General features: G+C 44.5%; 14 protein-coding genes. 12 read left to right on the top strand and 2 right to left on the bottom strand.

Features of this window, described 5'->3' with window-relative positions:
- The first annotated feature begins 184 nt into the window (after positions 1-184).
- The 6 genes from FAY30_RS24750 to FAY30_RS24725 all read left to right on the top strand — a co-directional run bounded on the left by FAY30_RS24750 (position 185) and on the right by FAY30_RS24725 (position 9,867).
- Positions 185-2,893 carry a CHASE3 domain-containing protein gene (locus tag FAY30_RS24750; RefSeq protein WP_190284773.1) on the top strand — a complete coding sequence of 903 codons (2,709 nt, stop codon included), beginning with the start codon at positions 185-187 and terminating at the stop codon, positions 2,891-2,893.
- Positions 2,894-2,946: 53 nt separating this feature from the next.
- Positions 2,947-3,744 (top strand): CheR family methyltransferase, encoded by a 798-nt coding sequence (locus FAY30_RS24745; RefSeq protein WP_223821032.1) that lies wholly within the window; start codon positions 2,947-2,949, stop codon positions 3,742-3,744.
- Between the two features lie 116 nt (positions 3,745-3,860).
- Positions 3,861-5,363, top strand: a complete 1,503-nt coding sequence (gene cls / locus FAY30_RS24740; protein WP_149872331.1) for a cardiolipin synthase — start codon at positions 3,861-3,863, stop codon at positions 5,361-5,363.
- Positions 5,364-5,460: 97 nt separating this feature from the next.
- Positions 5,461-8,229, top strand: a complete 2,769-nt coding sequence (locus FAY30_RS24735; RefSeq protein ID WP_149872330.1) for a CHASE3 domain-containing protein — start codon at positions 5,461-5,463, stop codon at positions 8,227-8,229.
- Between the two features lie 32 nt (positions 8,230-8,261).
- A complete protein-coding gene (locus tag FAY30_RS24730) occupies positions 8,262-9,101 on the top strand; it encodes a CheR family methyltransferase (RefSeq protein ID WP_190284959.1) in 840 nt (279 codons plus the stop codon).
- A gap of 169 nt (positions 9,102-9,270) precedes the next feature.
- The gene (locus FAY30_RS24725) at positions 9,271-9,867 is read left to right on the top strand and encodes a hypothetical protein (RefSeq protein ID WP_149872329.1); all 597 of its coding nucleotides are present in this window, start codon (positions 9,271-9,273) and stop codon (positions 9,865-9,867) included.
- 127 nt (positions 9,868-9,994) lie between these two features.
- On the opposite strand, the gene FAY30_RS24720 is transcribed toward FAY30_RS24725, so the two are convergent.
- Positions 9,995-10,249 (bottom strand): GlsB/YeaQ/YmgE family stress response membrane protein, encoded by a 255-nt coding sequence (locus tag FAY30_RS24720; protein WP_149872328.1) that lies wholly within the window; start codon positions 10,247-10,249, stop codon positions 9,995-9,997.
- A 95-nt stretch (positions 10,250-10,344) separates the two neighbouring features.
- On the bottom strand, positions 10,345-10,683 hold the full coding sequence (locus tag FAY30_RS24715) for an IDEAL domain-containing protein (protein ID WP_149872327.1): 339 nt from the start codon (positions 10,681-10,683) through the stop codon (positions 10,345-10,347).
- 175 nt (positions 10,684-10,858) lie between these two features.
- Between FAY30_RS24715 and FAY30_RS24710 the strand changes: the two genes are divergently transcribed.
- From FAY30_RS24710 to FAY30_RS24685, 6 genes are all read left to right on the top strand, one after another.
- Positions 10,859-11,185, top strand: a complete 327-nt coding sequence (locus tag FAY30_RS24710; RefSeq protein WP_149872326.1) for a YflT domain-containing protein — start codon at positions 10,859-10,861, stop codon at positions 11,183-11,185.
- Between the two features lie 180 nt (positions 11,186-11,365).
- Positions 11,366-11,545, top strand: a complete 180-nt coding sequence (locus FAY30_RS24705; RefSeq protein WP_149872325.1) for a hypothetical protein — start codon at positions 11,366-11,368, stop codon at positions 11,543-11,545.
- Between the two features lie 235 nt (positions 11,546-11,780).
- Positions 11,781-12,017 (top strand): DUF1146 family protein, encoded by a 237-nt coding sequence (locus FAY30_RS24700; protein WP_149872324.1) that lies wholly within the window; start codon positions 11,781-11,783, stop codon positions 12,015-12,017.
- 299 nt (positions 12,018-12,316) lie between these two features.
- Positions 12,317-13,171 (top strand): YwmB family TATA-box binding protein, encoded by an 855-nt coding sequence (locus FAY30_RS24695; protein ID WP_149872323.1) that lies wholly within the window; start codon positions 12,317-12,319, stop codon positions 13,169-13,171.
- Between the two features lie 32 nt (positions 13,172-13,203).
- Positions 13,204-14,514, top strand: a complete 1,311-nt coding sequence (gene murA, locus FAY30_RS24690; protein WP_149872322.1) for a UDP-N-acetylglucosamine 1-carboxyvinyltransferase — start codon at positions 13,204-13,206, stop codon at positions 14,512-14,514.
- Between the two features lie 206 nt (positions 14,515-14,720).
- On the top strand, positions 14,721-15,728 hold the full coding sequence (locus FAY30_RS24685) for a DUF3231 family protein (protein ID WP_149872321.1): 1,008 nt from the start codon (positions 14,721-14,723) through the stop codon (positions 15,726-15,728).
- Positions 15,729-16,050: the final 322 nt, after the last annotated feature.

Below are 16,050 nucleotides of genomic sequence, written 5' to 3'. Positions count from 1 at the left end.
CCGGGTTGAAACCTAGGAATTTTTTCCCAAAATGAACAATCAAAAGGGAAAAGTTGGGTTACTAGTGAAAGGGTATGGTAGAATAAGGTATATTTACTAGACTTATTAAACTAGGGGGGCGGTCGCGATCAAAGGGTTTAAATTCAATATTCATGCAAAAATCATTACAGGTTATTTAACAATCTTGGTTTGCTTGGTGCTCGCCTTGCTCATCGTCCTTAATAGAATGACAGCTTTGCAGGATGAGGTCGATTTCGTCTCTAAGCACGATATTGAAGTCCATGATTTGGCTAATCAAATTCAGAGAAACATTCTCGATATGGAAACGGGGATGCGGGGGTACGCCCTTACCGGCGATGAATCTTATTTGGAGCCGTATAATCTAGCAAGCCGTACCTGGCTTGACAATTACAATAAACTGCACTCGATGTTAGACGCTAACAGTGCACAGCAACGGAATTTAGAAGAGATGAAACCGCTAATTATAAGCTGGTTGGCGAATTCCGGTGAATATGTCATCAATCACAAAAAGGCGGATAACACAGCTGCTTTGAACGAGCACTTTGACAAAAACACCGGAAAAAAAGTAACCGATCAGCTGCGCACACTGCTAGAATCCTTTCTAGCAACTGAAAAGAAAGTAACAGCTGATCGGATTGGGCAATTAGACGCAAGTAACAATAATTTAAAAATCACCTTATATGCCCTCATTGTATTGGTGACAATCATTACGCTTGCAACAGCGATTATTCTCTCCAATTCCATCGTTAAAACGATTAAAGAAGTCATTGGGGCGATCAAAAATATTACGGATTCTGATTCCGAATCCGAGGTGGACCTGACGGCAAGGATCCATGTCCATACCCGGGATGAAACAAGGGAGCTTGCGGAGGCGATGAACGATCTTTTAGGCACGCTTGAGAAACACAACTGGGTGCAAAAAAGCCGGATTGAGATCTCGATGATGTTTCAGGGAATAACGGATATCAATGTCCTCGCGCAATCGTTTGTGACAAGGCTGGCGCAGCTGTTTGGTGCATCTTACGGTGTCGTCTATCTTCGCCGCACGAAAGAAGGGGTGACAGATTTTGTGAAAGTGGCCGGATATGCGATAGCAGATGAAGATTCTGTGAAAAAAAGTTTTGGCTTAGGTGAAGGATTGATTGGCCAGGCAGCACTGAATCAACGATTGCTTCAGCTTGATCAGGTACCGGAGGAGCATTATAAAGTGACCTCAGGCTTTGGTGCCTCTTCACCAACGAACCTTTTAATTGCCCCGTTTTCTTTTGAAGGTCAAGTGGAAGCGGTAGTGGAACTGGCTTCTTTTCAGCCGAACTTGCCCGAGCACGTGATCTTAATCAATCAGCTTCAGGACAAGTTTGGCTTAGCGATTACCAGTGTGAAAGGACGAATGGAGGTCGAAAGGCTGCTCGGCGAATCGCAAATGTTAACCGAGGAGCTGCAGGCACAATCAGAAGAACTCCAAGCGCAATCAGAAGAATTGCAAATGCAGCAAGAACAGCTGCGGATCTCCAATGAAATTTTGGAAGAGCAAAAGAAATATGCGGAGCAACGTGCCTTTGATCTGAAACAAGCAAAGGATGAACTCGAAGATTATTCAGAGAAACTGAAATTGAGTTCACAATACAAAACCGATTTTCTGGCAAATATGTCGCATGAGCTGCGGACACCATTGAACAGTATCCTCATTCTTTCGCAAATGATGACGGAGAATATTGAAGAAATGGACAAAACGGAAGTGGCGGATTATGCACGAGTGGTTAACAGCTCTGGCGGCGATTTACTGCGGTTGATTGATGATATCCTTGATTTGTCAAAGGTGGAAGCTGGAAAAATTGAAATCCTCATTGATGAGGTCAATGTGACAGAAATTCCGCAAATGATGCACAGTCTGTTTGACCCGGTGGCAAAAAATAAGAATTTGACCTTCGATGTCCGTTTGGATCAAGGTCTGCCAGCGGTGATTTTTACCGATGGACAGCGATTGCAGCAAATATGGAAGAATCTTCTGTCCAATGCCTTTAAATTTACGGAAACAGGCGGGGTGACCGTTCGTGTGATCCAGGCGCCTGCTGAAAAAATTGCCGGCCCGGGAACAGAGGAAGTGGTGTTGGCCATTGAAGTAACCGATACGGGTATTGGAATTCCACATGATAAACAGCAAATTATCTTCGATGCCTTCCAACAGGTGGATGGCAAAACGAACCGTCAATTTGGCGGAACCGGCTTAGGATTATCGATTTGCCGTGAATTTACACAACTGCTCGGCGGCGCGATTGAGGTGCAAAGTAAGCCAAATAAGGGAAGCACGTTTACAGTCTATATTCCAAGTAGACAGAAGTCGGATGATTATGGACGTGTAACCGACTATTTGGCCTTTGATGAAGTAGCCGCAAGTGTGGAGGACATGCTAGAAGAAACGGAAACAGAGGGGACTTTAGTCGAGTTCGGAGAAAGCGAAATGGAAGTTTCCGGTGATCACATATTTAAAGGTAAGAAAGTGCTTTTAGTGGAGGACGATGGCCGAAATGTTTTTGCCATTGAAACAGCACTTGTGAGTAAAGGAATCGTCGTGGAAGTGGCCGCAAACGGAAAGCAGGCCCTTCGCATGCTTCAAGAGGCCGATTATGACTTGGTGTTTATGGATATTATGATGCCGGTTATGGGCGGTTATGAGGCGATGCGGGCAATCCGTGATAACCTTGGTATGCATGATCTGCCAATTATCGCCTTGACTGCGAAAGCGATGAAGGGCGAACGCGATAAATGTATGGAAGCGGGTGCGTCGGATTATATTATGAAACCATTAAATATTGATCAGTTGTTCTCCTTAATGCGGGTATGGCTGACAGAGCAGGTGAAAGCACAGTGAACAAAATCTTTACCTATGGAATAGAGGAAGAAGGCTTGAGCGAGCTGCAGGAAATGGAAATCAATCTGCTGCTTGAAGGTTTATATCAGGCATATGGCTATGATTTCCGCGGGTACGTGCGTGCTTCTCTCGGCAGACGGATTCTGAATCGGCTGCGGGCGGAGCGGCTGCCAACCATCACGGCCCTATTGGATAAAGTGCTGCACGAGAAAGGCTATTTGGAACGCTTATTGAATGATTTGTCGATTCGAATGACGGAAATGTACCGGGACCCCGGCTTTTTCGCTGCCTTCCGCAAGGAGGTCGTGCCGCTGTTACGGGAGCTGCCGGAAATTCGTATTTGGCATGCCGGCTGTGCGACCGGCGAGGAGGTTTATTCGATGGCCATCCTGATGCTGGAGGAGGGACTGGCGGACAAAACGACGATTTATGCGACCGATATGAATGAAAAGGCAGTGGAGGCTGCCCAAAAGGGAGCATTTCCGCTGAAGAAAATGCAGCAATATACAAAGAATTATTTGAAAGCCGGCGGGGAAAAGGCCTTTTCAGAATATTACACGGCCGATCATCAATCTGCCTATTTTCGGCCGTGTTTGGTGGAACGGCTGATTTTTGCCCAGCATAATCTGGTGACGGACGGCTCGTTTAATGAATTTCATGTGATTCTCTGCCGCAATGTGCTGATTTATTTTGATAATGAGCTGCAGCAGCAGGTCCATCGCTTACTGTACAACAGCTTGGCTGACCACGGCTTCATGGCCCTCGGCAGCAAAGAATCGATTCTGTTTATGCCACAAGGATTGAACTACGAAGAATTTAATGGGCCGGAACGAATCTATCGGAAAAAATAAAGAATGGTGCCTGACCCCTGATGTGAATGAAAATGCATCGGGGGTCAGGCCCTTTTGTTTCATCATGCTAAACAAAGGGTATTTCATCTTAAAAAAGATGTAGGGAGAACGTCGTGATGAAACGTAAACGCCTGGAATTTTTCTTTGTTATCGTCATGCTTATTTTATGCTGCGTGGTTTTGTTTACCGGCCTGCCGTTTAAATGGAAAGGGTTGTTGATCGGCCTTTATGGCTTGATTATTCTATCCACCGTGCAGGCGTTATGGCTCGAAAACCGGCCGCCGCAAAACACATTACTATGGACCTATATCTTAGTGTTATTGCCGGTAATTGGCTATATTTTCTATGTCTACTCCGGTCAGCTGCTCGTGAAGGGGGAATTGTTCAAATCAAAGCGGAGGAGTGACCGGGAATTATTAGAGGCCCTCAGTAATAAACAGCGCGCACTGGATGTGTCGCAGCTGAATGACCACCAGCGCTGTTTTGCCGAATATTTAGACCGGGTGACCTTAACTGATCAAAATCAGAACACGACGACCACCGTGTTACATAACGGAACGGAAACCTTTGAGGAAATTAAGCGGCGCCTGATGGCCGCGAAGGATTTTATCCATTTGGAATATTATATTTTCCGCTCTGACCGTCTTGGGCAGGAGATAATTGACATTTTACTTGCCAAGGTACAAGAAGGCGTTGAGGTTCGGCTAATGGTGGATGCAGTCGGCAGTTATTCTTTATCACGTGCCGTCACGAAAGAAATGGAAGCAGCAGGCATTCAGGTTTACCCCTTTTTACCGATCAAAACCGCTTGGTATAATCAGAAATTTAACTTCCGCAATCATCGAAAAATTATTATTATTGACGGCAAAGTGGGGTTTGTCGGCGGCCTCAATGTGGGGATTGAATATCTTGGGGAGGATGATGACTACGGCTATTGGTGTGATACCCATGTCGTTCTTGAAGGGGAAGCGGTGCAGACCCTCCATGCGATATTTATATTGGATTGGAAGTACGTGAGCGGCGAGACATTGTTTGACCAGGAACGCTATATCAAAGAACATCCCGCTGACGGTGATGGCTTGGTTCATGTGGTGGCGACAGGCCCGGAAACAAGTGATAACATGAGTGACCATTATTATGCGCTGTGCACCTGTGCCACAAAGTCGATTTGGATTGCTACCCCCTATTTTATCCCGGATCAAGCGATACAAACAGCGCTGCGCGTTGCCGCCCGGAAAGGAATTCAAGTTCGTTTGATGGTGCCTGAAACCAATGACGGTTTTCTCACGCAATATGCGACCCAGTCCTATTTTCCAGAGTTGCTTCGGGCGGGAATTGAAGTATATTCCTATGAAAAAGGCTTTTTGCATAAAAAAGTCGTGATTGTTGACGGAGATCTTGCCTCGATTGGAACGGCGAATGTTGATATGCGCAGCTTTCACTTAAACTTTGAAGTGAATTTGTTTTTAACGGGAACAACTTCGATTGGTGATTTAGTGGACCAATTTGAGGAGGACCTAAAGGATTGCCGGCGGATCCGCCCTGTGGAGTTCTATAAACGCAACATGGCGGTGAAAAGCAAGGAATCATTTGCCCGCCTGTTTTCTGGAATTCTATAAAAATGGGTAAATAGTAGGTAAAGCTGTCCCCTACATTCAAAAGGATATAGGGTTATGGTAGAATAAGGTTATTTACTAGAGCCATAACGGGGGGGCGATGACAATCAAGGGTTGGAAGTACAGTATCCATTCCAAAATTATTATCGGATATTTAACGATTCTGATTTGCTTGGTGGTATCCTTGCTAATCGTGATGAATAGAATGACAGATTTGCAGAATGAGGTTGATTTTGTATCACAGCATGATATTGAAGTCCACGACCTTGCGAATCTAATTCAAAAAAATGTGCTGGAAATGGAAACCGGCATGCGAGGCTACGTGATCACAGGCAATGCCGACTATCTCGAGCCATACAATCTGGCGAGCCGCAGCTGGCTTGACAATTACAATAAACTCCATTCCATGTTAGCGGACAATGGCCGGCAGCAGCGGAATCTGGAGGAGATTAAACCGCTGATTATGAACTGGCAGGCGAATGCCGGAGAGAACGTCATTAATCTAAAAAAGGCGGACAATACGAAAGCACTGAATGAACACTTTGATAAAAACATTGGGAAGAAAATAACCGACCAGCTGCGTACACAATTGGATTCCTTCCTCGCCATTGAGAAAAAATTATCGGCTGAACGGATTGAAAAGCTGAATCAAAACAATACCAATTTAAAAATAACGTTGTATACCATTATCCTTTTGGTGACGGTGATTACGCTTGCCACTGCTTTGTTCCTGTCGAATTCTATCGTGAATACGATTAAACAAGTCATTAAGACGATTAAGGGCATTACCGATTCAGATTCAGAGGTCGACCTGACCACAAGAATAAAAGTGAACACACGCGACGAGACCCGCGAGTTGGCCGAGGCGATGAACAATCTTTTGAGCAGCCTTGAAAAACAGAGCTGGGTACAAAACAGCATGACAGAGATTTCGATGATGTATCAAGGAATGACCGATATTAGCGAACTGTCGAAGGCGTTTGTGACCAAGCTCGCCCCATTGCTTAACGCGGCTTTTGGGGTTGTTTATCTGCGCAGAACGCAAGGCGGTAATGTCGACTTTGTGAAAGTAGCCGGCTATGCGATTGCCGATGAGGACCGCGCGGCGACGAGCTTCCGTCTGGGAGAAGGGCTGATCGGTCAGGCGGCCCTTGATCAAAGAATCTTTCTGATTGATCAGCTTCCGGAAGATCACTTTAAGGTGACGTCAGGATTAGGGGATTCTGCCCCGACGAATTTATTAGTTGCGCCGATTCTTTTTGAGGGCCGGGTAGAAGCGGTGGTGGAATTCGCTGCACTGCAGCCGTTCCTTTCGCAGCATCTGACATTGCTCGACCAGCTTCAGGACAAGTTTGGTTCGGCCATTTCCAGTGTGAATGGGCGGATGGAAGTGGAAAGGCTGCTTGGCGAATCGCAAATGTTAACAGAAGAATTGCAGGCGCAATCGGAAGAACTTCAGGCCCAATCGGAAGAATTGCAAATGCAGCAAGAGCAGCTCAGAATTTCCAACGACTTTTTGGAGGAACAAAAGCAATATGCCGAGCAGCGGGCACATGAACTCAAGATTGCGAAGGATGAGCTCGAAGATTATTCAGTCAAACTCCAAGCGAGTTCGCAATACAAGACGGATTTTCTTGCAAATATGTCGCATGAGCTGCGGACGCCGCTGAATAGCATTCTCATACTCTCGCAAATGATGATGGAGAATAATAAGGAAATGGACAGGGCGGAAGTCGGTGAGTACGCCCGCGTCGTCAATACGTCCGGTGCAGATTTGCTGCGGCTGATCGATGATATTCTCGATTTATCGAAGATTGAAGCAGGAAAAATTGAAATCATGACAGATGAAGTCAATGTGACCGAAATTCCACAAATGATGCGGAATTTATTCGCTCCTGTAGCGGCCAATAAGAATCTGGCGTTTGACGTGGTGATTGATCCGTGTGTTCCGGCAGTTATCTCGACGGATGGGCAACGATTGCAGCAAATTTGGAAAAACCTGCTATCCAATGCTTTCAAATTTACGGAAAGAGGCTCGGTATCTGTTCAAATTGACTTGGCGCCACCGGAAAAAGCGGCGGCTATCCAAGCGGACGAGAACGAGACGGTACTGGCGATTTCTGTCACCGATACCGGGATCGGGATTCCACGCGAAAAGCAGCAAATTATTTTTGAAGCCTTTCAACAGGTGGACGGCACGACGAATCGTCAATACGGCGGAACGGGCCTCGGGCTATCGATTTGCCGTGAATTTACGCGGCTGCTTGGCGGCGCGCTTGAGGTGGCGAGCGAAGTGGCTAAGGGCAGTACGTTTACATTATATATTCCGAGCAGATTGGAACCGGGCATTGTGGCTGATTATGGCCTGGCACGGGATGAAGTGGCCGCAAGCGCAAGCGTCGCTTTGGTCGAAAAAGAATGGGCGGAGGAATCGCCTAAGGTCGAACAGTCTGTAATGAATAGCTCAGATGACCAATTATTTAATGGAAAAAAGGTGCTCCTGGTAGAGGACGACGGCCGCAATGTCTTCGCGCTGGTAACGGCGCTTGAGCGAAAAGGAATGGTCGTTCAAGTAGCAGAAAACGGGAAGCGGGCCATTGATATGCTCCAGGAACAAGCCGATTTTGACCTGGTTTTTATGGATATCATGATGCCGGTGATGGGCGGCTATGAGGCGATGCAGCTCATCCGGGGCGATCTCGGAATGCAGCATCTGCCGATTATCGCCTTAACCGCTAAGGCGATGAAGGGCGAACGGGACAAGTGTATGGAAGCAGGGGCTTCCGATTATATCATGAAGCCGTTAAATATCGATCAGCTCTTCTCATTGATGCGGGTTTGGCTGACAGTGCAGGAGGAGGCAAAGTGAACAACATCTTTACCCATCCTCAGTCAGAATTAATTACAGAAACAGAGCCGTTGGTGCTGGATGAACTTCAAGAGATTGAAATTAATTTACTGATTGAGGGGCTTTATCAAAAGTATGGCTACGACTTCCGCGGCTACGTACGCGCATCCTTACGCAGACGGATTATGAATCGCATGAAGGCCGAGCAGCTGCCGACGATTACAGCTTTATTGGATAAAGTACTTCACGAACCAGGTTACTTGGAACGCTTGCTGAATGATTTGTCCATCCGGATGACAGAAATGTACCGCGACCCGGATTTCTTTTCCGCCTTTCGCAACGATGTCGTGCCTTTATTGAGAGAACTGCCGCAGATTCGCATTTGGCACGCCGGCTGCGCGACAGGCGAGGAGGTCTATTCGATGGCCATCTTGTTGCATGAGGAAGGGCTGGCGGACCGGACGACGATTTATGCAACCGATATGAATGAAAAGGCGCTGACTGCAGCGCAAACGAGGGCATTTCCGCTCAAAAAAATGCAGCAATATACGAAAAATTACTTGAAAGCCGGCGGCAAAAAGGCTTTTTCCGAGTACTACACGACCGACCATCAATTTGCCTATTTTCATCCGATTTTGGAAGAAAATCTGATCTTCGCCCAGCATAATCTGGTAACGGACGGCTCGTTTAATGAATTTCACGTGATTCTCTGCCGCAACGTCATGATCTATTTTGATAATGACCTGCAGCAGCAAGTCCACGCGTTAATGTACAACAGCCTGGCCGAGGGCGGTTTCATCGGACTCGGCAGCAAGGAATCCATTCTGTTTATGCCAAAAGGCATGCACTACGAGGAATTTCATCCGCAGGAGCGGATTTATCGGAAGGGGTAAGGTAGAGGAAGTTCGGTTGCACGAAGGGATTTATCGTGAAGTAGCTCACCCATACTATGGTAAGGGGTCATTTCCCGCGGTTTCCGGCGCGGGGGATGGCATTTTTTTTTAGCGTGGTTTCATTGGGGTGTGGTAAAGTAAGAATAAAAGCTTGTTGGTGGAGGATTTTATGATTTGGTTATTGCTGTTCGTTTTGATTTTTGCCTTTTTGATGGGATTTTTCCAGGTTTCGATCTGGATTATGTACAGCGTCGTGGTTGTCGTAATTGTCTTTTTCCTGTTTCGAATCCCGCTTTTATTCGGCAGGGACACGGAAAAAATGATGAATTTTTTAAAGAAGTCGAAACGGCCGTATATGCAATTTCTTTATTATCTGCTGAATAATGATTTGCCGACAGCGGAGAAAGCAATAGGGAACATCCGCTCAGGAAAAATGAAAAGGCTCGCTGAAACCATGCTGCTCATGGAGCAAAAGCAATTTGGAAAAGCAAAAGAACTGTCGGGGCAAATGGGCGAAAATAAATCAAAGTGGTATGTCTTGGCCAATATCGCAATGTATGAAGACGACGCCGCGGCCCTCAAGCAATATCGGGAAAAGATAAAGGATCCATTCCTATTGAAAATGCTTGAAGTGGATCAAGCCGTTTGTGACGGAAAAAAGGAAGAGGCGGTCGCGATGCTAGAAGCTATGATTCCCACGCTAAGAGGATTTAAGTTACTGTCAGCCGTCCAGTTTCGCAAGCGAATTCAGGAGGGAAGGGTCTGAAGTGGAAAGAAAAGAGGCGGGCGGGAACCCATTGAAGCATGAAGCCCCTCAAGGAAATTGAATATAAAAAAATGGCTCAGTTCAAATTTGGAACTGAGCCATTTTTTAGTGACAAGATATGAATCTGTTAGGCTGTGCGTTTAAACCCTTTGAGGATGAGGCTTAGGATGAAGACGAGGGCAATCGCACCAATGAGGGCCGGAATAAAGTAGAATCCGCCGATGACAGGTCCCCAGCCGCCCAATAATAACGATCCAAGCCATGCGCCGATAAAACCAGCGATAATATTACCGATAATGCCTCCAGGTACGTCACGCCCAATAATCATTCCGGCCAGCCAGCCGATGACTCCTCCAATAATTAATGACCAAATAAATCCCATAATCAATCTCTCCTTTTTTTTAGTAACTATATTGTTTGATTACCCGGTCTTGCGAAAAATAAACCTCGCTTATCCGGGGGAAGATCTCCGCTGCATTACCGCGTTACTTCGCCGGGGGTCTGTCCACCGGTTTCAAGTCGCTTTTTCAAGTGTTCCTTCGGGTCGCTTAAATAATGCTGGTGCACGCGTAATTCATAAGTTAACTTATTAAATCGTTCTTCATCACGTTCGTCGAGGCATTTGTCAATTTCCCTTTTTAATAAACTGACTCTTGAGATGGCGTCTGCTTGACGTTTTTGCTCTTTATTCGGTTTGGGTGCACTGCGATAATCACTCAGCTTAGTCAAGCGTACTCCGCATTTACAAAGCGTTTCATTTACATTTAATACATAAAATTCAGCATTCCCACAATATTTACAAACCAGTTTCTTCATATAAATAAACACCTCCGATTAATAATATTTTTTTATATACCCACGTCGCGCAAGTTAGTAACCTTAAAAACGTTGTCTTTCATATAAAACACCCTTTTTCATTTTTTATGTTTTAGTTTTTCAAGAAGCGGTTATATACCCAATAGAACGAGAAACAAAATGAGGAGGAATGAAAATGGAACATGTAAAAGTTGTTGAAAATGGTGTAGAAGCAAGACGGGAAATTGACCAATTCATTATGCAGGGGTTCACAAAGGATGAGATTTATTTATTGGCACACGACAAAGGCCGCTCCGAGGATCTGACGGATTCGCTGGACATTCAAGACATTGGGGTCTCTGAACAAGGTGTATTGGACGCAGTTGCTAATGTCTTCCGAACCCGGGGCGATGAACTGCGCTCGAAGCTGGAATCACTGGGATTATCCAAAGCGGAAGCCGAGCGCTATGAAGAAGAATTAGACCAAGGTAGAGTCGTAGTCGTCGCATCAAAATCCGCCTAGTCTGAAACGTGGCTGTTAACAAACTAACAACGGGCCCCCGCCTTGGGGGCTCGTTAGATAAAAAGGGTTTGGCGGAAATAGTGATGAGCTTGGCGGAATGAATGGAAAAGTTGGCGGAAATCCGGATCAAGTTGGCGGAAGCCCCGTCGGTACAACCAAAATAAAAGGAGGAGAAACAAGATGAAGTATTCAAAGTTAAGTATGGAAAAAATATTGGGGGTTCGTGCAACCGTGAGACATAAAGTGGGACGGCATTCCAGCCAGGAGCAGCAATTCGTGGAACCGATCATTCACCGCGAAATCCATGGGGACAAAGTGTATGTGCCGCTAAATTTATATAGGGTTTGGAATGAAGCATAATGGTGCGTTTCTTAGCTGCCTAAACACCGTTAACGGGGTTGCGAACGGTGTTTAGGCAGCTAATTGCTTATAATGGGGCATAGGCAGGCGTACTTTATTTGAATTTTCCAAAATTTTACCAAAAAGGAAACTTTCAGGACTTTTATCCGTCTATGTGGTAGAATGGTCATTGGAATTAATGAAAACTTGCCGTTAGGCAGTTTACGAGGAGCTGTGCCAAAAAGGAGGCAGCAGAATGATAAATGACTTTGGTCAGATTGCGCTAGTCAGCATCATGTCACATTTGGTGTTTATTGCGATTTCCTGGTGGGCATTGCAGGCGATTCGCCTGGATAAGCTGCTAAAGCCAAACCATGTGATGCAGGCGCGACTACTGTACATATTATTAGCAATTTTCATCGGATCATCTGTTAGTAACTTTTTCCTTGATTACCTCCAATGGTCTAGACAACTGCCACTGATATTTAGTTGAAAAATGCGACCAGAAGACCCGTCCTCATGGCTTTTCCTTGGCTTTTAGATTCAGGAGACCCGTCCCCATGGTTCTAAAATTGGTAAAAATTTAGGTCTTCGTGCATGTTTCCTTTTGCGGATATTTTGAGTACAATCGAGTTTATGTGGAAAGCTAAGGGTGTCCCAAATTTGGAACTGAATAGCAAAGATTTTTACTGATGTAAGCTTAAAGTTTGAAACTTGTCTAAAAGTGACGACATTTCCCAAGTATTGCTCTCTCTCTGCCTGGCAACAATGGTAGTAAGGGGGAGTAGAGAGATGAAAAGAAATGGCACGACTCATTTTTATATGATTTCACTTTTATGTTTGATCCTGGTTGTTATTGGAAGCCGTACGACTGAAGCAACTCGCGCTGAAACAGCCGGCAAAGGCCTTTTTTCCAAAACGGATGTTGGCTCAATTCCGGTGGATGCGAAAAAAAATGCGGGCGGCAGCTTGTCGATTTTTCCAAAAGGTACTGGCGACTTGGCGAAAATTGGTGCTGTATTGCAAGCCGATGATATTTTGCTCACGGATTGGTCTTTTTATGCACGGGAGCATGTGACCGAGTTGAAAAGTGTGCAGGAAGTACAGGAATACGCACGCAGGCTTCAGGAAAAGTTTCCCGATTGGGAGTGGTCTGAAACGAACACGAGCCAAAAATGGGAAGTGACAGCAGTTTCTCCAACTAAACACCACAAAGAAATGCTTCAAATCATGGCAACCCACACAAAACAACCTGTTAGTGCGTATATAGTATATAGTGTCAGTGGCAACGAGTGGAATAAGGCGGAAGAGGCTTATTTTACTAGTAATGAATTGAAAAGTAGGCTATCCGACATATTTCGAGGAAAACCAACAGTTTTCTCTTGTATGAAGGGCGTTTTCAGTGATAAGATTGATACGGCTTTACCCATAGCAGTAGAAAGTTTACTGTCTGGTTTTAATGCTGAAGAAATCGAAGCGTTAAAAGAGGAGACATTCATGTCTGTTTCGGCGACATCGCCTATGTTTACAGGCTTCATAGATAATCAAAAAAATAACATGAATTTGCAAATTGGCATACGCTCCGAAGGATTGGGCGCAAAGACTACTGTTGTAGTTGGCACACCAATCATTACGATTGAATATTAATATAGAGAAAATGGACGCGGAGGGGAATACTCTTGGAAAAGATCATCGTCCGCGGCGGACAAAGGCTTTATGGAACGGTAAAAGTTGAAGGTGCAAAAAATGCCGTGCTGCCTGTACTCGCTGCAACATTATTAGCAAGTGATGGAAAAAGTGTAATTCGTGATGTACCTACACTCTCCGATGTATTTACAATTAATGAAGTTTTACGCAACTTAAATGCTGAAGTGGTATTTGACAATAATACAGTTGTTGTTGATGCATCTAGAGTGTTGAAAGATGAAGCGCCATTCGAATACGTTCGCAAAATGCGTGCGTCTGTTCTTGTCATGGGATCGTTACTTGCACGTAACGGCCGGGCTCGTGTTGCTTTGCCTGGCGGTTGTGCGATTGGATCTCGTCCGATTGACCAGCATCTAAAGGGCTTTGAGGCCATGGGTGCAAAGGTGAAGGTAGGAAATGGCTTTATTGAAGCGGAGGTTGATGGCCGCTTGAAAGGTGCCAAGATTTACTTGGATTTCCCGAGTGTTGGTGCAACCGAAAACATTATGATGGCTGCGACCCTTGCACAGGGTACGACAATCATCGAGAACGTCGCAAAAGAACCAGAGATTGTAGATTTGGCAAATTTCTTGAATAAAATGGGCGCTCGCGTGAAAGGTGCCGGCACGGGTACTCTTCGAATTGAGGGCGTGGATGTATTATTTGGCGCGGATCATGCGATTATTCCTGACCGCATCGAGGCAGGTACGTTTATGGTAGCTGCAGCGATCACCGGCGGAAATGTGTTGGTGCAGGGTGCGGTTCCGGAACACTTATCTTCTTTGATTGCAAAAATGGAAGAGATGGGTGTAGAGATTTCTGAGGAAGAGGATGGCGTTCGCGTCATCGGTCCTGAGCGGTTGAAGGCGGTCGACATTAAAACGATGCCGCATCCAGGCTTCCCGACGGATATGCAGTCGCAAATGATGGCGCTCTTGCTTCGTGCTGATGGAACTTCGATGATAACGGAGACGGTATTCGAGAACCGTTTCATGCACGTCGAGGAATTCCGCCGCATGAATGCGGATATTAAGATTGAAGGCCGTTCCGTTATTTTACATGGTCCTTCAAATATGCAAGGTGCTGAAGTGTCTGCGACAGACCTTCGCGCAGCGGCAGCGTTGATTTTAACTGGTTTAGTGTCTGAAGGTGTGACACGCGTGACGGAGTTGAAACACTTGGACCGCGGTTACGTGAACTTCCACGGCAAGTTGGCAGGGTTAGGCGCCGACATCGAACGTGTGAAGGAAGCAGACGAAATCTTTGTTAAAGTCGACAAATATGTTTCGGACATGAATGCCTAATAAATATTTAAGAAAGAATCCCGATACGATGCGGTAATAGGTGGTCTGATATCAGACCAACCTAATTGCATTCTATCGGGTTTTTACTTGTAAGGTGCAAAAAACTAAAACACATATAGAAAAAGGTGAGCATAGGAATATGTTTGCCTTTTTTTGTTAATCATATCTCTTATTGAATTAGTAAATAATATCCAAGAGGTGATAGTGTGGATGAGAATAAATTAAAGCTCACTTCCTCCGAAATAGGAACTCTGTGGGAAGAGTATGTGAACGGTACAATGACAGATGTGGTAAATAGATATATGGTCTCAATTATTGAAGACGCGGCAATTAAAGCTATTTTTGAGGATGCAATAAAGACATTCAGTAAACAAAAGCAGCAAATCGTAATCTTTATAGAGAATGAGGGATTTCCCGTTCCCATTGGTTTTACTGAATCAGATCTCTTTAAAGATAAACCGAGATTATTCACCGATATCTTTTGCCTGAATTATTTACATATCATGACCCTACATGGATTGTTAGGGCACAGCACTGCATTAGCTGTTTCTGTTCGAAAAGACTTGAGGGATTTTTATGACTCATGCGATAACGATGCGAAAAAAATGTATCATCAAACCATTGAGTTATTGCTTGAGAAGGGAAGTTTTCAGAGAGACCCTTTGTTTTATCCTGCCAAAACTCCTGAATATATATCTGGACAAGATTTTATCGATGGTTTTTTCGGAAAGGGAAGAAAATTAGCAGCAACAGAAATCATTAGTATTTCTCTCAACATTAAAAAAAGTATTATGGCTAAAACCCTCTCCATCGCATTCAGCCAAGTCGCTCAAACCAAAGAAGTAAGAAAGTTTTTAACTGATTCTGAAAATACGGCTGATGGTCAAATTAAAGCATTTACAAAAATCATGCAAACCGATAATTTGCCTGTTCCGAAATCGTGGGAAACAGAAGTGACAACATCAACGGACTCCCCTTTTTCTGATAAATTAATGCTGTATCATATTGGATTCTTGTTTCAAGCTGCACAAAACTATCATGGAGCAGGGTTAGCAGCATCCATGCGGACAGACCTTGTAGCTGCTTATGAAAGCACTATTCTACAAAATCTACTGGTGACAAAGAAATGGTTTAATTTAATGGTACAAAATAAATGGTTAGAACAACCACCACTTGCTCCTAATAGAAAGGAAATTGCAAAAGAAGTGCAGTAAAAACAATTGCTGGGGAATCTTGAGTGAACTAATATGGAGCATCGCACTTCCTGGATTTGGACAATATTTAAACGGAAAGTATTTTAAAGGCACTGTTTTTTTGATGCTTGAATTTTTGATAAATATACAATCTAATTTTGTTTGTCTTTCCAGGGGTAATAATCGGATTTATTTTTAGAAAAATCATAAATAATAATTCTTAAAAAAGCAATCATCTATTTATTATTAAATGGATGATTTTTTATGTCTTATTTAACAAAACTATGCTGTTTGATGAATTTAAACACCACCATAACTAATAAATTGTTCCTTTATTTACGAT

The organism is Bacillus sp. S3 (assembly GCF_005154805.1).
Classification (GTDB): domain Bacteria; phylum Bacillota; class Bacilli; order Bacillales; family Cytobacillaceae; genus Neobacillus.
The sequence above is the reverse complement of the archived record's forward strand: the minus strand, read 5'-3'. Positions and strand labels throughout refer to the sequence as shown.